Genomic DNA, 18474 nt, shown 5'->3' with positions numbered 1-18474 from the left:
GACCGCCCGCGGACCGGTCGGCCCGTGGTCGGGGTGGGAGTGGGGACGCCCGGGGCTAGCGGGCTCCCGCGTCGGCGAGCAGCACCCGGGTGGCGAACTCGAAGCCCGCGACCGCGCGCCGCAGCTCCTCCTCGACGCCCGGCACGGTGACGGTCACGTCGACGCCGAGCCGCGGCCCGGACTGGTCGAGGCGCACCGTCGCCGTCGCGTCGTGGGACCGGGCGATGTCGCCGACGACCCGGGTGACCGCGTCGGCGCGCAGCACCGGCTTCGCGATCTTGCCCACCGGGGTCAGCGGCATCTCGTCGACGACGATCACCTCCACCGGGACGGCGGCGCGCTCGTGGACGTGCTCACGGCAGTGCGCCAGCAGCTCCACAGGATCGGGCACGACGCCCGCGCGCGCCTGGACGTAGGCGACCGGGAGCTCGCCCTTGGCGAGGTCGGGCCGCCCCACCGCGGCGGCGAGCTGGACCGAGGGATGCGCGATCAGTGCGTCCTCGATCTCCTTCGGGTCGATGTTGTGCCCGCCGCGGATGATCAGGTCCTTGGCCCGGCCGAACACCCACACATGGCCGGTCTCGTCCACCATCCCGAGGTCGCCCGTGTCGACCCAGCGGGCGCCGGCGGGCAGCTCGCCGGGGACGCCGGTCGGGAACAGCTCCCGGTCGAGCGAGCCGTCCAGGTAGCCCGCGCACGCCGTGGGGGTCCCGGTGAGCAGCACGCCGCGCTCGCCGACCGCGCAGTCCCGCAGCCACCGGCCCTCGGCGTCGAGCTCGACCGCCTTCACCCGGACGAAGGGCAGCGGGCGCCCGACGGAGCCGACGAGTGGCTCGCGGGTGCCGTCGAAGTGCCCGGTGGTGGTGCCGTGCAGCTCGGTCATCCCCCAGTTCTCGCGCAGCCAGATCCCGAAGCGCTCGTGGAAGCCCCGGACCAGCTCCATGGGCACCGCGCTGCCTCCGCAGTGGAAGTCGCGGATGACGCAGCCCGCGGCATTGCCTGCGCCGTGCAGGAGCGCCAGCGCGGTGGTGGGCGTAGCGAGCAGCGAGGTCACCCCGTAGCGCCGGGCGATGTCCCAGAACGCCTCGACCACCTGCCGCGAGCGGAAGCCCACCCGGGTGAGGGTCAGCAGGGTGCCGCCGAACAGGACGGTGCGCAGGCCCAGCGAGATGGTGCCGCCGCAGTGGAAGTTGGGCATGCCGTGCGCGGTGACGCCGTCGGGCTCGTTGCCCATCAGCGCGCCGACGTTCCAGCCGACCCGGAGCTGCCCGGCCTGGGACATCCGGACCAGCTTGGGCGCGCCGGTCGTCCCACCGGTCGGCATGACCAGGGAGTCGCGCCCCGGGTCCGGGTCGGGCTCGAACGCCAGGCCGCCCCGGTGCGCGCCGGCGCGCGTGGCGAGGTCCAGGGCCGGGTCGGCGTCGTCGACGTACAGCACCTCGACCAGGCTCGGCACCAGCTCCCGCAGCGCGCCGACACCGCCCTTGGCGTCGAGGACGTCGCGAGTCGTGACCAGCGTGGTCGCGCGGGTGCGAGCCAGGATCGCCGCGACCGGCGCGAGGTCCAGGAAGGGGTTGAGGGGTACGCCGATCCCGGCGGTCTGCGCACCCCACAGCGCACTGAGTCCCTCGGGCACCATCGGCAGCATCACCCCGACGACCGCCGGCGCCGCGCCGGCCAGGTGGCGGAACAGATTGGCGCTCGCCTCGATGTCGCCGACCAGGGTGCGGTAGTCGAGGACCCGCTCGGGGGTGAGGAGATCGGGCTCCTCGACCTGGATGATCGCGGCCTTCTCGGGGTGCTCCCGGGCGACGTGCCGCAGGCAGTCGAGGATCGTCGTGGCGGGCAGCAGCCCGGCGCCGCCCTCGGCCTCGACCGCGGCGACGTCGCTCGGCGTGCGCAGCCGCAGCCGGCGCGGCTCAGGCAACGGAGATCCCTCCGTTGACGCTGAGCACCTGGCCGGTGATCCGCCGCGACCGCGGCGAGGTGAGGAAGAGCGCGGCCTCGGCCAGGTCCTCGGGCTCGGTGAGGCCGAGGGCGGCCTGCCGGACGATCTTGTCGAAGATCCGCTTGCTGAACTCCTGCGCCATCGCCCGGTCGTACGACGCGGTGTTGACGATCAGCGACGGCGTCAGCACGTTGACCCGGATGCCGTCGCGCTTGGCCTCCACCGCGAGGGTCTGCGAGAACGTCACGATCGCGGCCATCGCGGCGCCGATGCCGGTCTCTCCCGGCGTCGGCACCTTCGCGGCGTCGCTGGCGATGGTGACGATGGCGCCGGCTCCGGCCTCGCGCATGAACGGCAGCACGGCCCGGGTCATCAGCAGCGGTCCGAGCGCCTGCTCGACCAGCACGTCGCGCAGCTGCTCGATCGCGATGTCGTGCAGCAGGGTCGGCTGGTAGGGCGCGACCGTGGAGCAGACCAGCACGTCGATGCCACCGAGCGTCCGGTGGGCGCTCGCCGCTGCTGCGAGCGCGCCCTCGGCGGTGTTGAGGTCCGCGGAGACGAACTCGACCCGGGCGGCCGGCGCGCACTCCATGACGGTCTCGACGGCCTGCTTGCCGCGCAGCTCGTCCCGGCCGACCAGCACCAGGTCGGTGCAGCCCGCGAGGGCGTAGGCGATCGCCGTCGCCAGGCCGACGCCCGACGTACCTCCGGCGACGACCACCCGCTGACCGCCGAACTCGCCCGTCGGCTGACCTGGCTCCGCCGCCATCGTGCGCTCCGTCCCGCAATGTTCAGAAACATCGCTGTCGTTGAATCTCAGACCTTTTCTGAGCGCCGTGTGACACCAGTCACGCCCAGCGCGGTGTGACGAAGGTAGACCGACATTAGACAGAAAGCAACCCTCGTTACAGATTTCTGTAGAACGTCGCGGACGGTGGCAGCATGAGCACCCCGCGACCCAGGAGGCCCCATGCCCACCACCGCCAGCTTCACCTCGCCGACCGACGGCACCGCGATCGCGACCTGCGGCTGGGGCGAGGAGATCGCCTCGCCCCGGGGCGTGGTCCAGATCGCCCACGGCATCGCCGAGCACGGCCGGCGCTACGATCGGCTCGCACGGGCGCTGGTCGCCGCCGGGTACGTCGTGCACGCGGTCGACCACCGCGGCCACGGCGACTCGGTCGCCTCACCCGACGAGCTCGGGCACTTCGACTTCACCGCGCTGGTCGCCGACGTCGCCGACTACGGCGCCGCGCTGCGCGCCGAGCACCCGGACCTGCCGCTCTTCCTCGTGGCGCACTCGATGGGGTCCTTCGCCGCGCAGACGGTGATCCTGGACCACTCGGCGCAGTACGCCGGCGTGGTGCTCTCCGGGTCCACCGCGCTCGACGTACTCGCCGCCGAGCTGGCGCAGGCGGAGGGCCCGGTCGGGCTGGAGGCGTTCAACGCCGGGTTCGAGCACCGCACCGGCTACGAGTGGCTCTCGCGCGACGAGGCCGAGGTGGACGCCTACGTCGCCGACCCGCGCAGCGGCTTCGACCTGCCCGACGACGCGGTGCCGCAGCTGTTCGCCGGGGCGGCCCGCCTGGCCGATCCCACGGCTCTCGCCGGCATCCGGAGCGACCTCCCGCTCCTCGTCGTCTCGGGCGACGGGGACCCCGTCTCCGGCGCCGGCCAGCTGGTGCAGCTGCTCGGCCAGCGCTACCGCGACGCGGGGCTCACCGACGTGACGGTCACGCTCTACCCCGAGGCGCGGCACGAGATCTTCAACGAGACCAACCGCGACCAGATCACCGCGGACCTGGTCGCCTGGCTGCACGCGCGCTCCGCCTAGGGAGCCCCGGCGCGGGTGGTGTCGTCGCACCCGGCATCCGGGTCGTGATTCGGCCCCTGGACCGACCCGGATGCCGGGTGCGACGCAAGACCCGCCCGCTCAGCCCAGCGTCGGCCGGTAGGCGTACGACGACGACCGGGTGAGCGCGAACTCGAAGATCCCCGAGCCCGGCCGCCCCTCCCAGTCGAACGCACAGAGCCGGTCGGTCAGCGAGGAGTCGAGGGTGCGCTGGGTGACCGACCCGTCGAGCGGATAGACGTCGCTCTCGACGTGGTCGCGACCCAGCGCCTTGCCGTGGTGGCCGCCGTACCCGCCGCCGGCCATGTAGCCGCCACCGGCGGTCGCGTCGGTGTCGATCGGGTAGACCGCGCCTGACGCCGTGGTCACCTGCACCCGGCCGGAGCGCAGGTCGAGCTGGTCGTCGAAGACCAGGGCATGGCGGACGTCGATGATCTCGTCGAGGGTGCCGTCGGTGTGCATCACCGCACCCTCGAGCAGGATCCGGCCGCCGTCGCGGGACTCGACGAGCAGGAAGCCGACCGAGCGGTCCTCGAACTGCGCCTGGTACCAGATGTGCAGGCCCTGGCCGCCGGCCATGGTGCGCACGCCGCGCGAGCGGTCGCGCTGGCTGTACCAGCGCTCGACCTTCTGCTCCTCGCCGTCGATGGCGAGCGTGCCCGACACCCAGCCGGACTGGAAGAGGTGGGCGAAGGACGTGGTCTCGCCCGTGCTGTTGGTGACGTCGATGTCGCCCCACCAGGCGGGAGTGCGGGCCTCCCACACCAGGTCGAAGGTCAGTCCCGTCGGGTTCTCGCCGAGCGCGACCCGCCAGGTCTGGTTGGGCTCGAGGACGGCGTAGCTGAACGGGCCGCAGGTGCCGGGCGCGGTGGCCGAGAGCTCCGTGGAATAGCGGACGTTGCGCTGCTCGGTCGCCGTGGACAGGATCGTGAAGCCGTCGACCGTGTCGCGCACCGGGTGCAGGCCGAGGCCGAACAGGATCGAGGGTGTGGTCGCGTCGGTGCGGTGCACGTTGAAGACGAACCTGTCGAAGAAGCGCTCGGGCAGGCCCGCGGCCTCCTCGGGCCGGATGATCTCGTCGTGGAACTTCTCGTAGGAGCGGTTGCTCATCGGGACTCCTCAGGACTCGGGGGCGGGAGGGGGCGGTGGCAGGCCGGCCGATCGGTGCGCGTCCTCCAGGAAGGACTGCACCAGCCGCTGGTCGGCGTAGTAGGGGTCGCCGACGCCACGCACGGCACGCCGGTGGCCGTACTCGTAGAGCACGGCGAGCTTCCACAGCGCGAGCGTGGTGTACCAGGCGAGGTTGCCGAGATCGGCGCCGGTCCGCTCGGCGTACCGCGCCGCGAGCTGGTCGCGTCCGGGATAGCCGTCCTCGAGCATGGCCAGGCCGAGCCGCTGCGTCGGGTTGTACGGCGGCGCGTCCGGCACCGAGGCCAGGAAGTAGCCGAGGTCGAACAGCGGGTCGCCGAGGGTGGCCAGCTCCCAGTCGAGCACCGCGGCGATCGCGCCGGGGCGCTCGGCGGACAGCACGACATTCCCGATCCGGTAGTCGTTGTGCACGATGGTCGCCCCGGACTCCGCCGGCACGTGCTCCTGCAGCCAGGCGTCGACCGCCGCGAAGTGCGGCGGCGGCTCGCCGTTCTCGTCGGCGACCAGGCGCGCCATCCGCGCGCGGTGGCGGGCGTTGAACCCCTCGGGGCGGCCGAGATCGCCGAGCCCGGCGCCGGCCCAGTCGACGGCGTGCAGGTCGGCGAGGGTGTCGACCAGGGTCTCGCCGACAGCCCGCCGGGCGGCCGGGGTGTCCAGCGGAGCGGGGGTCGCCGTCGTGACCACCGGGCCCGCGGCGAAGCTCATCACGTAGAAGTGGACGTCGATCACCTCGCCGGCCTCCGCGGTGGCGAGCAGGCGGGCGACCGGCACGTCGGTGCTGCCCAGCGCACCGATCAGCCGGGCCTCGCGCAGCATGTCGTGGGCGCCCGGCGGCGTCGGCGGCGGGGGCGGCCGGCGGACGACCGCCTGGCGGCCCTCCGCGTCGCTCACCAGGAAGGTCAGGTTGGAGTGCCCGTCGCCGATCGGCTTCGTGAGCACCTCCCCCGCGGTGATGTCGTGCCGCTCCAGGAAGGCCGCCAGCCGGTGCCGCTCCTCGGGGCTCCAGTCCCAGTCACTCATCCGCGCTCACTCGCCGGTGAAGCGCGGGGCGCGCTTCTCCTTGAACGCGGCCAGCGCCTCGGGCATGTCGTCGGTCCGGGTCATCAGCGCCTGGCCGCGGTTCTCCAGCTCGAGCGCCGCGGCGTACGACGTGATCTCCAGGTTGCGCTGGATCGCCCGCTTCGACATCCGCACCCCGGCGGGAGAGTTCCGCGAGATCTCCTGGGCCAGCTCGACGGCGGCGGCGAACAGCTCGTCGGTCGGCACCACCCGGTTGACCAGGCCGATCCGCTCGGCCTCCTCGGCCCCCACGATCCGCGCGGTGTAGCCGATCTCGGCGGCCTTCGCGGGCCCGACCAGCCGGGTCAGGTGGTACGACGTGCCGAGCTCGCCGACGGAGAGGCCGACCTTGACGAAGGCGGCGCTGAACTTGGCGGCCGGGTCGCACAGCCGGATGTCGGCGGCCAGCGCGAGGGCCAGCCCACCGCCGGTCGCGGGTCCGTGGACCGCGGCGATCACCGGGAACGGCAGGAAGTGGATCCCCTGGATGCCGCCGGTCGCGGTCTCCTGGAACTTGAGGAACTCGCGCACGCCCATCTCGGTGATCTCGTGGATCTCGTCGAGGTCGAAGCCGGCGCAGAACGCCCGCGTGCCCGCACCGGTGACGATCAGCGCGCGCAGCGGCACGTCACGCAGCGCGAGGGCGGCCTCGCCGTACTCGCTGAACATCCGGATGGTCTGGCTGTTCATCCGGTCCGGCCGGTTGATCCGCAGCACCCCGATGTCGCCGGGCAGCACCTCGAAGGTGAGCTCCTGGAGCTCGGGGAAGTCGATCTCCACGGCGGGCCTCTCGTCGGTCACGGTCATCGGTCACTCCCCCTTGAACACGGGACGGCGCTTCTCCTTGAAGGCCGCGAGGGCCTCCGGCATGTCGCTGCTCCGGGTGAGCAGCGCCTGCCCCCGGTTCTCCAGCTCGATCGCCGCGGCGTACGAGCCGATCTCCAGGTTGGCGTGCAGGGCGCGCTTCGAGAGCTGGACGCCACCCGGGCTGTTCTCGACGATCCGCTCGGCCAGGGCCAGGGCGTCGGCCAGCAGCGCACCGGGCGCGCTGATGCTGTTGACCAGCCCGATCCGCTCGGCTTCCTCGGCATGCACCATCCGTCCGGTGAAGGCGATCTCGCTCGCGACGGCCGGCCCGACCAGCCGGGTCAGCAGCCAAGAGGTGCCGAGATCGCCGGCCGTGAGCCCGATCCGCACGAACGCCGCGTTGAACTTGGCCTCCGGCGCCGCGAGCCGGATGTCGGCCTGCAGCGCCAGCGCCAGCCCGCCACCGGCGGCCGCACCGTTGACCGCCGCGATGACGGGGACCCGCACCGAGCGGACGGCGACCAGCGCCCGGGCCGCCCGCTCCTGCTGGTTGAGCATCGCGATCGCGCCCAGGTCGGCGAGCCCGTCGGCGTCGGCCAGGTCGTAGCCGGCGCAGAAGGCCGCGCCCGCTCCGGTCAGCACGATGACGCGGAGCTCGTCCTCCTGGTCGAGGTCCAGCGCCGCCCGCTCGAGCTCGACGAACATCTCGTTCGTCATCGCGTTGGAGCGGTCGGGTCGGTCGAGGGTGAGGACGACGGTCCCCGGCGCCACCTGCTCGAGGCTCAGCGTCCGGTAGCTGCGGTCGAGGCTCTTCATCGTGCCCGGCTGCCTTTCTGTGGGTTGTCGGAGGTGGTCTGGGCGATCGCGCCCGCTGCCTCCCATGCGTCGATGCGGTCGGTGGCGATCCCCCAGGCGGCGAGCGCCTCCCGGGTGTGCTCGCCGGGAGCGGGCGGTGGGCCGTCGATCCGCGCCGGGGTCTGGCTGAACCGCGGCTGGGGGGAGGGCTGCACGACGCCGGCGACCTCGACGAAGGTGCCGCGGGCGACATTGTGCGGATCCACCCACGCCTCCTCGACCTCGAGCACCGGCGAGACGCAGCCACGCCCCGCGGCCCGGGTCACCCACTCCTCGCGGGTCCGGGCGCGGACGGCGTCGGCGAACACCTGCTTCATCCGCGGCCACTGCGCGCGGTCGTTCTGGTCCGGCAGCGTCGCCGGGTCGAGGTCGAGGATGTCGAGCAGGTCGGCATAGAAGTGCGCCTCCATCCCGCCGACCGCGAGCCACTTGCCGTCGGCGGTCTCGTAGGCGTCGTAGAACGGCGCGCCGGAGTCGACGATGTTGGTGCCGCGCTCGGTGTCCCAGGTGCCATTGCTCACGAACCCGTGGAAGGCGGCCGCCAGCAGCGCCGAGCCGTCGACCATGGCGGCGTCGACGACCTGGCCCCGGCCGGAGCGCTGGGCCTCCCAGACCGCGGCGAGGAGCCCGAGCGCGAGCATCAGCCCGCCTCCGCCGAAGTCTCCAGCGAGGCTCAGCGGCGGCGTCGGCGGCTGACCGTGGCGGCCCACCAGGGCCAGCAGTCCGCTCTGGGCGACGTAGTTGATGTCGTGACCGACGGCCTGCGCGAGCGGGCCGTCCTGTCCGTAGCCGGTCATCCGGCCGTAGACCAGCCGCGGGTTCACGGCCGCGCACTCCTCCGGCCCGATCCCGAGCCGCTCGGTGACGCCCGGCCGGAAGCCCTCGACCAGGATGTCGGCGCCGGCGACCAGGTCCAGCACCACCTCGCGGCCGCGCGGATGCTTGAGGTCGACCGCGACCGAACGCCGGCCGCGGTGCATCACCTCGGTCCGGAAGTCGGCGTTCGGGCCCACCAGTGCGGCGCCGCTGGTCCGGTCGACCCGCACCACGTCCGCGCCCAGGTCCGCCAGCAGCATCGCGCAGAACGGGCCAGGACCGATGCTCCCGATCTCGACCACCCTGAGGCCCACCAGCGGGCCGGTCAGCGCGCGCTCGGTCGTCGTCGACGCCATGCCACCACCTCCGCCGCGCACCGTATGCGAGATCTGAATGGTCAGACCATAACATGTCTCGGCATCGATGGAGACTTCTCCATCGTGGTCCGGATCCCGAGCGGCGCACCCGGCCCCTTCGATCCTTCCGCCCCTCCCTCCCGAACCAAGCAAGTGCTAGGTTGTCTCCATGGCGACCGACGCGCGCGTCGCGGACGGCGGGCCGGGCCCGGCGCTCCACACGACGACCTTCCGACTGAGCTACGCCGACACGGATCCGGCCGGGATCCTCTACTACGCCGCCTGGTTCCCCTGGATGGAGCGGATGCAGAGCGAGTGGTTCTGGCTCAACGGCCTGCGCCAGGACGAGCTCAAGGAGCGCCACGGCTTCTGGACCGTGACCGCGCACACCGCGTGCGACTACCTCGAGGCGGTCGGCCTGTTCGACGAGATCCGGATCGAGCTGCGGCTCGGGAGCGTCGGGCGCCGGTCGTTCGAGATGCTCCACCGGATGGTCCGCACCTCCGACGGCAAGGTGGTCGCGCGAGCCCGGATCCGGATCGTCGCGGTCTCCCCCGAACAGACGTCGGTCGGCATCCCCGACCTGCTCCGCCAGCACCTCGACGCCTGGGCGCAGGGCGCGCGATCTCTTACCCCCATCGAAGCCACGGAGGCCACCGCATGACCTACGGAACCACCCTCGTCACCGGCGCGACCGGCGGCATCGGCGCGGAGATCTGCCGCCGCCTCGCCAAGGACGGCGCCGAGCTGCTGCTCCTGCACCGACGCACGGCGCCCGACGCTCTCGTCGCCGAGCTCGGCGACAGCATCCGCGGCACCCGCGCAGCCGACCTGACCGACGCGGCCGCCGTGGCGGCGGCCGTCGGGGAGCTCGAGGCCGAGCACGGCCAGGTCCGCACGGTCGTCCACGCCGCCGGTCCGCACGTGCCGATGGTCCACCTGTCGAAGGTGACGCCCGAGCAGTTCGCGAACCAGGTCGACCAGGACGCCGTCGCGTTCTTCAACCTGGCCCACGCCGTGCTGCGGTCGTTGCGTGCGACGCAGGGCACGCTGACCGCGGTCACGACCGCGGCCACGGTGCGCTACCCCGTCCGCGACGGCCTGTCCTCCAGCCCGAAGGCGGCGGTCGAGGCACTGGCGCGGGCGCTGGCCGCGGAGGAGGGACGGTTCGGCGTGCGCGTCAACTGCGTCGGACCCGGCATGCTCACCGACGGCATGTCGGAGCGGCTGATCGCGACGGGCGACCTCGACGACCGCGCGCTCGACGTGGCCCGGGCCAACATCCCGCTGCGCCGGTTCGGCAGCGCGGTCGACGTCGCCGAGGCGGTCGCCTTCCTGGCCAGTGAGCGGGCCGGCTTCATCACCGGCCAGAAGCTCGACATCGACGGCGGCTACGGAGTCTGAGGAGGAGACATGGACGACATCAACCTCGGTTTCACCCCCGGCGACGGGATCGTCGTCACGGGCGCGGGGAGCGGCATCGGCCGCGCCGTCGCGCTGCGCGCGCATGCCGCCGGCCTGCGGGTCAGCGGCTGGGACCTGCGCCCCGACGGTCTCGAAGACCTCGCCGGGCAGGGCATCCACACCGCGGTGTGCGATGTGGCCGACGCGCCCGCGCGCGCCGCGGCCCTGCACGCGACCGAACAAGCGCTCGGGGGCGTGCCCCGCTACCTCGTCAACAACGCCGGCCCGTCGTCCCAGGTGCCGCTCGACTTCGAGGAGGCCGTGCGGATCAGCGTCGGCAGCGTCCGGGGCCTGACCCAGGACTGGCTCGACGCAGGTACGCCGACCGGTGCCGCCATGGTGGTCACCGCGTCCGTCGCGGGCAACAAGGTCGGCACCGAGAGCGACTGGTACTCCGCCTCCAAGGCGGCCGTCATGGGCTACGTCCGCCACCTGGCGGCCCACAAGGCGGACCAGATCCGCGCCAACGGCATCGGTCCCGGCATGACCGACACCCCGCGGCTGGCCGGGTTCGCCCAGTCCGAGATGGGCCACCACATCCTGGGCCGGGTGCCGCTGAAGCGGATGGGCACCCCCGAGGAGATGGCCTGGCCGATCCTGTTCCTGCTCTCGCCGCTCGCGTCCTACGTCAACGGCGTGTTCCTGCCGATCGACGGCGGCTGGACCGTCACGCAGTAGCGACCGACCAGCCCGGACGCTCCGGCCTGCGCAGGTCGAGCAGCGTCCGGGCCCGTTCGTCGAACAGGCGGGCGGTGCGGTCGGGGTCGGTGAAGCACCAGAACTCTCCGCGCGCGACCGCATCGAGCAAGCGCTCGGCTGCTTCCGGGGGCGCCATGCCCTGCGCCTGGATCGACTCGGCCATCCGCAGGAAGCTCGCCCGCGCGTCGGGGTCGGTCGGCACCCCGGCCCGGCGTACGTCGTCGAAGATCCGGGTGCGCACCCAGTTCGGCAGCAGCGCCGACACCTGAACCGGGAGCTCGGCCGCGCGCACCTCGAGGTCGAGGCACTCGACCAGGGCGAGGGCGGCATGCTTGCTGGTGACGTACGCCGACTGGTACGGCAGCGAGGTCACCGCACCGGTCGACGCCACGACGGCGAGCACGCCCGGACGCTCCTGGGCGCCCATCCGCGGCACGGCCGAGCGGGCGCAGTGGAAGGCGCCGTCGGTGTTGACGGCCTGCACCCTGCGCCACTGCGCCGGCGTCAGGTCCCAGAGCCGCTCCCCGGACTCGATGCCGGCGTTGCTGACGACGAGGTCGACGCTCCCGTGCGTCGCCCACACCGTGGCGAACAGCGCGTCGACCTGCTCGCCGTCGGCGACGTCGAGGTGGTGCGCCTCGGCACTCTTCCCGGCGGCGACACAGGCGGTGGCGACGGCCGTCGCACGCTCGCGGTCGACATCGGTCACCACGACATGGACGCCGGCACCGGCCAGGTGCAGCGCCATCGCCTCGCCGAGTCCCGATCCGGCGCCCGTCACCACGGCGACACCACCGCCGAACCGGTCCGTCACTGCGCTCATCCGTCGTCCTCCTGATCACTGTCGGCCAGGTGCGCGGCGAGCAGCGCGCGCACGGCGGCGCGCGAGAGCTTCCCCGTGGCGGTGTGCGGCAGGGCGTCCATCCAGACCACGGCGTCGGGCACCTCGTACCCCGCCAGTACAGCCCGCGCCTCGGCGAGCACCGCCGCGTCGTTCCGCCCATCGGCATCCACCCCAGGCAGCGGTACGGCGACCGCCACCAGTCGGTGCCCCCGTCGGGGGTCCGGCAGGCCGATGACCGCCACCTGCGCGACGTACGGCGACCGACCAAGCGCCCGCTCCACCCGCACCGGGTCCACGTTGAACCCGGACACGACCAGCTGGTCGTCGAGCCGGCCGGTCACGCACAGCCGGCCGTCGCGATGGAGATGGCCCTCGTCGCCGGTCGTCAGCCAGCCGCCGGCGCCGGTGGCGACGGCGACCTGGTAGCCCCGGGTCAGCACCCGCCCCGCGGTCCCGGCGGCGACCGGCGTACCGACGGCGTCGACCACGGAGACCTCGACACCGGGCAGCGGCGTCATCGGCGCATGGCGCCCGTGGGCGAGCCGGCCGAGGTCCGGACAGATCGCGACGGTGCCACAGGTCTGGGTCAGCCCGTAGCCCGCGGAGACCCGGGGGATGCCCGCGGTGGCCGCGAGCGGCAGCAGCTCGTCGGGCCGGATCTCGGTGGCGCCGGTCATGAACAGCCGCACCCGCGGGCCGAGCTCCGCGCCGGCGCGCACGGCGGCCGCGAGGTCGTGCAGCAGCGCCGGCGGGCCGGCGACGACCGTCGCGCCCGACTCCCGGACGATCCGGGCCAGGGACTCGCCGCCTCGGTCCGGCACCAGCCGGAGCGAGGCGCCGGTCAGCACCGCCTGCACCAGCAGCCCGTTGAACCCGAACGAGTGAGCCAGCGGCACCACGCCCAGCAGCCGGTCGTGCTGATCGATGTCGAGCACCGCCGCCACGTCGGCGTACAGGCGGTGCAGGACGGCATGGTCCATCGCGACCGTACGCCGGTGTCCCGCGGTGCCCGAGGTGGCGAGCAGCACCGCTGGCCCCGCCGGCTCGCCAACCGGATGCGCCGCCCGAGCGGCCAGCTCACGACGATCTCCGGAGGCGAGCCGGTCACAGACCCGCCCGAGGTCCAGCTCCCCCGCTGCCGGGCTCTCGGCGACGACGAGCCGCGCACCGACCCGGGCGGCGTACTCCCGCCGCGCGGCGACCGGCTCCTCCGCGCCCAGCGGAGCGAGCACGCCGCCACCCAGGTGGGTCCCGCCCGCGAGCAGCACCCAGTCGACCGTGTTGCGCGCCTGCAGGACGACGACGTCGCCCGGCGCCATCCCGGCGCTCGCGAGCCGCTCGGAGACGGCGACGGCGCGCGGCAGCAGCTCGCCCCAGGTCAGCCGGACGCGACCGTCGTCGACGGCGGGTGCGTCCGCATGCGTGCGAGCGCGCTCGAACCAGAGCTCGGCGAGAGGTGCGGCCACGTGTCCAGCCTGCCCGTGACTCGTTGGTAGGTCACCAGGGATATCACTCCTTGGCCAACCAAGCGCTCGCTTGGACATCTCGTATTCCTAATAGGAATAGTTCGAACCGCTACGGAAGCGCTAGGATGTCGCCGTGCCGCCCAAGGGAACCGTCGTGCCGCCCGAGGACGCCGCGCCCTCGCTCCCCCCGACCGGGTGGGCGGTGCTCGGCCTGCTCGCGTTCGGCGAGGAGCTGTCCGGCTACGACCTCAAGCGCTGGGCCGACTGGAGCCTGAAGTTCTTCTACTGGTCGCCGTCGTTCTCCCAGATCTACAGCGAGCTGCGCCGGCTGGCGAAGCTCGGCCTGGCGACCTCGCGGATCGAGAACCGTGACGACGTACGCGGCAAGCGGATGTACCGGATCACCGACGCCGGCCACGCCGCGCTGCACGACTGGGCCGCCGACGAGCATGTCGACCCGGTCGTGCTCAAGCACGGCGTGATGCTGCGGCTGTGGCTCGGCCACCTCTCCGATCCCGCCCGACTGCGCGAGGTCCTCGCCGAGCACCGCGACCAGTCGGAGCGGATGCGGGTGCGCGCGGAGGCCGACCGTGAGGGTGCGACCGCCGAGCCCGGCTGGGCCTTCCCCGAGCTGGTGCTGCGCTGGTCCGAGCGCTACTACGCCGACGAGCGCGACCGCGCCGAGCTGATGCTCGCCGAGCTCGACGAGGCGTCGCGCACCTGGAGCACGTCGTCCGCCGCCGCCGCCCGGCGTACGACGGAAGAGCTGCGGCAGCACCGCGGATGAGCGCCGGGGCCACGCGCCTGGGCGTCCTCGAGCGCGCGACGATGATCCTGGACGCGTTCGACGACGCGCCCGGGCCGCTCGGCCTCGACGAGATCGCGGAGATCACCGAGCTGCCGCGCACCACCGTGTTCCGGCTCCTGACCACCCTGCGCGACCTCGGCTGGGTCCACCACGACCGCCGCGGCTACGCACCCGGGCGCCGGCTCACCACCGGGGGCGGGGAGAGCGAGCACCTCGACCTGCGCGCCGCCGCGTCGGTGGCGCTCAACGAGCTGCAGCTCGCGACCGACGCCGTCGTCCACCTCTCGGTGCTCGACGGGCCGATCGTGCACTACCTCGACAAGGTCGGCGGCGTCCGCGCCACGACCATCCCGTCCCGCGTGGGCGGGCGGATCATCGCCACCGACTCGGTCAGCGGCCTGGCGATGCTGGCGGCGCTCGCGCCCGAGCAGGTCGACGCCCTGGTCGGCCACCTGGACCGGACTCCCGGCGGCCTCGAGTCGGTGCACCACGAGCTGGCCGCCGTACGCCGGCGCAAGGGGATCGCGATCCTCGACGGCCTGCCCGGCACGGGCATCAGCTCGATGGCCACCGTGATCCCCGGCCCCCGCGGCCCGCGCCCGCTCGCCGCCATCTCCGTGGTCCGGCGCGGCCATCTCCCGCTTCCCGTGATCGGGCCGCTGCTGCTCGCCGCCGCCCGCACGACCAGCCGCACGCTGTACCCGGACTGGTCACCCTCGAAGCGCGGGCCGGTCCTCCGGCTGGCGTGAGCCGACCCGGCAGAAACTTGTGCCGGGTCGGCGCCGACCCGGCACAAGTTTCTGCCGGGTCGGCGCTAGAGATCAGCCCGCAGCCTTGCCGAAGTAGGCGTCCTGCAGCAGCGTCAGGTCGCTGACCTCGCTGGCCGGGGAGGACAGCATGGTGCGGCCCATGTCCAGGACGGTGACGTGGTCGGCGATGGCGAAGGACGCCTCGACGGCCTGCTCGACGAGCAGGATGCCGATGCCGGTCTCCTTGAGCTGGTGGACGCGCTCCATCACCTCGTTGACGATGACCGGGGCCAGGCCGCCGGACGGCTCGTCGAGCATGAGCAGGCGCGGCTGGGCCATCAGCGCCTGGCCGATGGCCAGCATCTGCTGCTGCCCGCCGGACATGCTGGCGGCGGGCAGCGCCCGCTTCTCGGCGAGGATCGGGAACAGCTCGTAGATCCGCTCGGCCTCCGCACGCAGCTCGGAGCGCTTGAGCCTGCGGGTGTAGCCGCCGAGGAGCAGGTTCTGCTCGATGGTCTGCGAGTGGAAGACCCGCTTGCCCTCCTGGACGTAGGCGATCCCGTCCCGCACCCGCTGGTGCGCCGGCACCTTGGCGAGCGACTCGCCGCGGTAGCGGACCTCTCCGGCGACGATCTTGTTCAGGCCGCTGATCGCACGGATGGTGGTGGTCTTGCCGGCGCCGTTGCGGCCGAGCAGGACCGTGATCTCACCCGCTCGTACGTCGAACGACACGTCCCAGACGACCCGGAGGTCGCCGTAGCCGGTGCCGAGGCCGCGGACCTCGAGCAGCAGCTCGCTCTCGGGGGTGCTCGAGGCGCTCATCGCTCCGCTCCGTCCTGGGCTCCGTCGATCACGTCGGCCAGCACCACGTGCTGCGCGGCCGGCTTGTCGGGGTCGATGCCGAGGTACTCGCTCATCACCCGCTCGTTGTTCTGTATCTCCTCCGGCGTCCCCTTGGCCATCAGCTCACCGTGCGCGAGCGCGACGATCTCGTCGGCCAGCGAGAGCACCAGCTGGAAGTTGTGCTCGACCAGGACGACGGTCCCGCCCGCGTCGCGCACCCGGCGGATCACCTCGGCGAGGCGCTCGACCTCGTCCTCGTCCAGTCCGGAGGCGGTCTCGTCGAGCAGGAGCACGCCCGGGTTGCTGATCAGGCAACGCGCCACCTCGAGCAGCCGACGCTGGCCGAGCGGGAGCGCGGTCGCCTCGGCGTTCTCGAGATGGCGGATGCCGACCAGGTCGAGGACCCGGTCCGCCTCGGCCAGGTCGCCCTTGCGGACCTTGCGGTAGCGGGGCAGCCGGAGCACGGCCTCGAGGACCGTGGCCCGGTGGCCGGCGTACCGACCCGCCATCACGGCCTCACGGACCGTGATCCCCTCGGGGATGTTGGGCGTCTGGAAGGTGCGCGCGACTCCGGTGCGGGCGACCCGGTCCGGGCCCATCCGCTGCAGCTGCCGGTCGTCGAGCGCGATCACGCCCGCGTCGGTGCGGTAGAAGCCGCAGATCATGTTGAGCAGCGTGGTCTTGCCCGAGCCGTTGGGCCCGATCAATGCGGTGACCCGCCCGGGCGTCGCGGTCAGGTCGACGCCCTTGAGCGCCTGGTTGCCGCCGAACGCCTTGGCGACGCCCTCGACCCGCAGCACCTTGCCGGGTACGGCGGGCACCTCGTCGTCGGCCGCGACCGCCCGCTCCGCCGGGGCCACCGGGTCCTCGGCGAGCATCCTGCGCCACAGCGCCCGGGCCAGGCCGGAGAGTCCGCCGGTGAGCAGCACGCCGCCGATGATGAGGAAGGCGCCGGTGACGACCAGCGAGTACTTCTGGAAGTCGGTCGACTGGTTGAGGCCGAACTGCAGCACGAACGCGCCGAACACGGCGCCGTACACACTGGCCGAGCCGCCGAGGACGGAGGAGGCCAGGATGGTGGTGGCGACGGTGAAGGAGAACGCCTCGGGCGAGATGTAGAGGTCGAGGCTCGCGAACAGCGCACCCGCGAGCCCGGCCGGGACGGCGCCGAGGGCGTAGGCCATCAGCTTCATCCGGAACACGTTGATGCCCATCGACGCGGCCAGGACCGGGCTCTGCTTGAGCACCCGCAGCGCGGTGCCGTGCCGGGACACGGCGATGTTGCGCATCACCGCGAACCAGGCGACGGTCACGATCGCGATGACCATGAAGTAGTCCTCGGGCGTGAGCACCCGGCCGAACAGGGTCGGCGAGAGCAGCCCGGTGAGACCGTTGCGACCGCCGGTGTCCTCGCGGAAGATCGCGATCACGTCGGGCAGGAGCAGCACGAGGAAGAAGGACGTCATCGCCAGCGACCAGCTGCCCAGGCGCAGGCCCGGGATGCCCGTGACGACGCCGACCAGCAGTGCCGCGACGCCGGCGGCGACCAGCTGCAGCAGGATGTCGGTGTGCCCGTGCACGGACAGCAGGCCGGCGGTGTAGGCGCCGGCGGCGTACATCGCCACCTGACCGAGCGCCAGCTCGCCCGCGAAGCCGAGGCTGAGGTTGAGACCGCTGACGAGCAGCGACAGGATCATCGCCAGCTGGAGCTGGCGGACGATGGAGTACTCCAGGTTGAAGTACGGCACCAGGATCAGCAGGATCCCCAGCACCAGCGGGACGATCCAGAGCGGACCGCCCGCAATACGGCGGGCAAGCGACTGAGCAGCCACGGTCACACCACCCTTTCCTTGGTGCGGACGAAGAGCCCGGCGGGACGCACCATCAAGATGGTGATGAGGATCAGGAACACGGCGAGGTTGGCGTACTCACCGCCGAGGTAGCGCGAGGCGTAGGCCTCGGCCAGCCCGACCATCGCGCCGCCGACCAGGGTGCCCGGCATCGAGCCGAAGCCGCCGATGGCCAGCACCACGAAGCCCTTGAGGGCCAGCGCGGCACCCAGCGTGGACACCGCGAACGTCTTGGACCCGACGAACATGCCGGCGAAGCCGGCGAGTGCGCCCGCAGCCACGAACGCCATGAAGGCCATGCGGCGTACGTTCACGCCTCGCAGCAGCGCCGCCTCGCGGTCCTCGGCCATGCCGAGGAGGGCCAGACCGGTGAGCGAGCGGCGGCTGTAGACGCCGAGCGCGATGACGAGCAGCACGGCCAGCGCGATCAGGAACAGCTCGACCGGGTACGCCCGGCCACCGAGCAGGGTGAACGCCTCGTCCCCGCCGAAGAACGGAACGGTCAGCGGCTGGGTGCCCCAGGTGAGCTGGGCGATGCCGTCGAGCAGGATCGACGCACCCAGCGTGGTGACCAGGATGTTGTGCATGTCGCCGACGGGGCGGATCGCGATCCGCTCCTCGACCGCCGCGATCACCGCGACGGCGAGCGCCGCCATCACGACGACGAGCACGGGCGGCAGGTCCCAGGTCACCAGGCCGGTGTAGGCCACGAACGCGCCGACCATGGTCAGCTGCGCGTGGGCGAAGTTGAAGGTCTTCGAGGAGATGAAGACGATGTTGTAGCCGATGGCGACGATCGCGTAGATCGCCCCCAGGGACAGGCCACCCCAGATCAGAGTCACGGTGATTCCCTCGGGTCGTACGGCGAGCGCCGGCGGGGCGGGTCACCCCACCCCGCCGGCGTCAGCA

The 18474-nt window shown here is 72.7% G+C and carries 18 protein-coding genes; 6 read left to right on the top strand and 12 right to left on the bottom strand.

Annotated elements, in window-relative coordinates; translation table 11 throughout:
- Positions 1-55: 55 nt before the first annotated feature.
- Both JOD66_RS14755 and JOD66_RS14750 read right to left on the bottom strand, forming a co-directional pair.
- Positions 56-1927 (bottom strand): AMP-binding protein, encoded by a 1872-nt coding sequence (locus JOD66_RS14755; RefSeq protein ID WP_204837600.1) that lies wholly within the window; start codon positions 1925-1927, stop codon positions 56-58.
- Positions 1920-2717 (bottom strand): SDR family NAD(P)-dependent oxidoreductase, encoded by a 798-nt coding sequence (locus JOD66_RS14750; RefSeq protein ID WP_204837599.1) that lies wholly within the window; start codon positions 2715-2717, stop codon positions 1920-1922. The genes JOD66_RS14755 and JOD66_RS14750 overlap by 8 nt, the downstream gene beginning before the upstream one ends.
- A gap of 201 nt (positions 2718-2918) precedes the next feature.
- Between JOD66_RS14750 and JOD66_RS14745 the strand changes: the two genes are divergently transcribed.
- A complete protein-coding gene (locus JOD66_RS14745) occupies positions 2919-3782 on the top strand; it encodes an alpha/beta fold hydrolase (protein ID WP_204837598.1) in 864 nt (287 codons plus the stop codon).
- 99 nt (positions 3783-3881) lie between these two features.
- On the opposite strand, the gene JOD66_RS14740 is transcribed toward JOD66_RS14745, so the two are convergent.
- From JOD66_RS14740 to JOD66_RS14720, 5 genes are read right to left on the bottom strand one after another with little or no spacing between them, the layout of a single operon-like run.
- Positions 3882-4910: an Rv3169 family protein gene (locus JOD66_RS14740; RefSeq protein ID WP_204837597.1), complete on the bottom strand. Its 1029-nt coding sequence runs from the start codon at positions 4908-4910 to the stop codon at positions 3882-3884.
- A 9-nt stretch (positions 4911-4919) separates the two neighbouring features.
- The gene (locus tag JOD66_RS14735) at positions 4920-5969 is read right to left on the bottom strand and encodes a phosphotransferase family protein (protein ID WP_204837596.1); all 1050 of its coding nucleotides are present in this window, start codon (positions 5967-5969) and stop codon (positions 4920-4922) included.
- 6 nt (positions 5970-5975) lie between these two features.
- Complete coding sequence (locus JOD66_RS14730; protein WP_204837595.1) at positions 5976-6815, bottom strand: enoyl-CoA hydratase/isomerase family protein; 840 nt, start codon at positions 6813-6815, stop codon at positions 5976-5978.
- A gap of 3 nt (positions 6816-6818) precedes the next feature.
- Entirely contained in the window at positions 6819-7631 is an 813-nt protein-coding gene (locus JOD66_RS14725) for an enoyl-CoA hydratase/isomerase family protein (RefSeq protein ID WP_204837594.1), read from the bottom strand.
- Entirely contained in the window at positions 7628-8842 is a 1215-nt protein-coding gene (locus JOD66_RS14720) for a CaiB/BaiF CoA transferase family protein (RefSeq protein WP_204837593.1), read from the bottom strand. Before JOD66_RS14720 ends, JOD66_RS14725 begins: the two co-directional genes overlap by 4 nt.
- A 169-nt stretch (positions 8843-9011) precedes the next feature.
- Between JOD66_RS14720 and JOD66_RS14715 the strand changes: the two genes are divergently transcribed.
- From JOD66_RS14715 to JOD66_RS14705, 3 genes are read left to right on the top strand one after another with little or no spacing between them, the layout of a single operon-like run.
- A complete protein-coding gene (locus JOD66_RS14715) occupies positions 9012-9506 on the top strand; it encodes an acyl-CoA thioesterase (protein WP_204837592.1) in 495 nt (164 codons plus the stop codon).
- Complete coding sequence (locus tag JOD66_RS14710; protein WP_204837591.1) at positions 9503-10246, top strand: SDR family NAD(P)-dependent oxidoreductase; 744 nt, start codon at positions 9503-9505, stop codon at positions 10244-10246. The genes JOD66_RS14715 and JOD66_RS14710 overlap by 4 nt, the downstream gene beginning before the upstream one ends.
- Positions 10247-10255: 9 nt before the next feature.
- Positions 10256-10984: an SDR family NAD(P)-dependent oxidoreductase gene (locus JOD66_RS14705; RefSeq protein ID WP_204837590.1), complete on the top strand. Its 729-nt coding sequence runs from the start codon at positions 10256-10258 to the stop codon at positions 10982-10984.
- On the opposite strand, the gene JOD66_RS14700 is transcribed toward JOD66_RS14705, so the two are convergent.
- The gene (locus JOD66_RS14700) at positions 10974-11828 is read right to left on the bottom strand and encodes an SDR family NAD(P)-dependent oxidoreductase (protein WP_204837589.1); all 855 of its coding nucleotides are present in this window, start codon (positions 11826-11828) and stop codon (positions 10974-10976) included. The genes JOD66_RS14705 and JOD66_RS14700 overlap by 11 nt on opposite strands.
- Complete coding sequence (locus JOD66_RS14695) at positions 11825-13315, bottom strand: class I adenylate-forming enzyme family protein (protein WP_204837588.1); 1491 nt, start codon at positions 13313-13315, stop codon at positions 11825-11827. Before JOD66_RS14695 ends, JOD66_RS14700 begins: the two co-directional genes overlap by 4 nt.
- A gap of 133 nt (positions 13316-13448) precedes the next feature.
- On the opposite strand from JOD66_RS14695, the gene JOD66_RS14690 reads away from it, so the two are divergent.
- Both JOD66_RS14690 and JOD66_RS14685 read left to right on the top strand, forming a co-directional pair.
- Positions 13449-14102: a helix-turn-helix transcriptional regulator gene (locus tag JOD66_RS14690; protein WP_204837587.1), complete on the top strand. Its 654-nt coding sequence runs from the start codon at positions 13449-13451 to the stop codon at positions 14100-14102.
- On the top strand, positions 14099-14872 hold the full coding sequence (locus JOD66_RS14685) for an IclR family transcriptional regulator (RefSeq protein ID WP_204837586.1): 774 nt from the start codon (positions 14099-14101) through the stop codon (positions 14870-14872). Before JOD66_RS14690 ends, JOD66_RS14685 begins: the two co-directional genes overlap by 4 nt.
- A 72-nt stretch (positions 14873-14944) precedes the next feature.
- Here JOD66_RS14685 and JOD66_RS14680 read toward each other — a convergent pair whose 3' ends face one another.
- Genes JOD66_RS14680 through JOD66_RS14670 form a run of 3 tightly spaced genes read right to left on the bottom strand, consistent with a single transcriptional unit; the run spans position 14945 to position 18407 of the window.
- Entirely contained in the window at positions 14945-15694 is a 750-nt protein-coding gene (locus JOD66_RS14680; protein ID WP_204837585.1) for an ABC transporter ATP-binding protein, read from the bottom strand.
- Positions 15691-17553 (bottom strand): branched-chain amino acid ABC transporter ATP-binding protein/permease, encoded by a 1863-nt coding sequence (locus JOD66_RS14675; RefSeq protein WP_204837584.1) that lies wholly within the window; start codon positions 17551-17553, stop codon positions 15691-15693. The genes JOD66_RS14680 and JOD66_RS14675 overlap by 4 nt, the downstream gene beginning before the upstream one ends.
- Positions 17550-18407, bottom strand: a complete 858-nt coding sequence (locus JOD66_RS14670; RefSeq protein WP_204837583.1) for a branched-chain amino acid ABC transporter permease — start codon at positions 18405-18407, stop codon at positions 17550-17552. The genes JOD66_RS14675 and JOD66_RS14670 overlap by 4 nt, the downstream gene beginning before the upstream one ends.
- Positions 18408-18474 lie beyond the last annotated feature (67 nt).

This window comes from Nocardioides nitrophenolicus, assembly GCF_016907515.1.
Classification (GTDB): Bacteria; Actinomycetota; Actinomycetes; order Propionibacteriales; family Nocardioidaceae; genus Nocardioides; species Nocardioides nitrophenolicus.
The sequence above is the reverse complement of the archived record's forward strand: the minus strand, read 5'-3'. Positions and strand labels throughout refer to the sequence as shown.

What these genes read in the sequence shown, in the direction of transcription:
- JOD66_RS14750 (WP_204837599.1), bottom strand. Translation starts at nt 2,717, where the DNA reads ATGGCGGCGGAGCCAGGTCAGCCGACGGGCGAGTTCGGCGGTCAGCGG.
- JOD66_RS14745 (WP_204837598.1), top strand. Translation starts at nt 2,919, where the DNA reads ATGCCCACCACCGCCAGCTTCACCTCGCCGACCGACGGCACCGCGATC.
- JOD66_RS14740 (WP_204837597.1), bottom strand. Translation starts at nt 4,910, where the DNA reads ATGAGCAACCGCTCCTACGAGAAGTTCCACGACGAGATCATCCGGCCC.
- JOD66_RS14735 (WP_204837596.1), bottom strand. Translation starts at nt 5,969, where the DNA reads ATGAGTGACTGGGACTGGAGCCCCGAGGAGCGGCACCGGCTGGCGGCC.
- JOD66_RS14730 (WP_204837595.1), bottom strand. Translation starts at nt 6,815, where the DNA reads ATGACCGTGACCGACGAGAGGCCCGCCGTGGAGATCGACTTCCCCGAG.
- JOD66_RS14725 (WP_204837594.1), bottom strand. Translation starts at nt 7,631, where the DNA reads ATGAAGAGCCTCGACCGCAGCTACCGGACGCTGAGCCTCGAGCAGGTG.
- JOD66_RS14720 (WP_204837593.1), bottom strand. Translation starts at nt 8,842, where the DNA reads ATGGCGTCGACGACGACCGAGCGCGCGCTGACCGGCCCGCTGGTGGGC.
- JOD66_RS14715 (WP_204837592.1), top strand. Translation starts at nt 9,012, where the DNA reads ATGGCGACCGACGCGCGCGTCGCGGACGGCGGGCCGGGCCCGGCGCTC.
- JOD66_RS14710 (WP_204837591.1), top strand. Translation starts at nt 9,503, where the DNA reads ATGACCTACGGAACCACCCTCGTCACCGGCGCGACCGGCGGCATCGGC.
- JOD66_RS14705 (WP_204837590.1), top strand. Translation starts at nt 10,256, where the DNA reads ATGGACGACATCAACCTCGGTTTCACCCCCGGCGACGGGATCGTCGTC.
- JOD66_RS14700 (WP_204837589.1), bottom strand. Translation starts at nt 11,828, where the DNA reads ATGAGCGCAGTGACGGACCGGTTCGGCGGTGGTGTCGCCGTGGTGACG.
- JOD66_RS14685 (WP_204837586.1), top strand. Translation starts at nt 14,099, where the DNA reads ATGAGCGCCGGGGCCACGCGCCTGGGCGTCCTCGAGCGCGCGACGATG.
- JOD66_RS14680 (WP_204837585.1), bottom strand. Translation starts at nt 15,694, where the DNA reads ATGAGCGCCTCGAGCACCCCCGAGAGCGAGCTGCTGCTCGAGGTCCGC.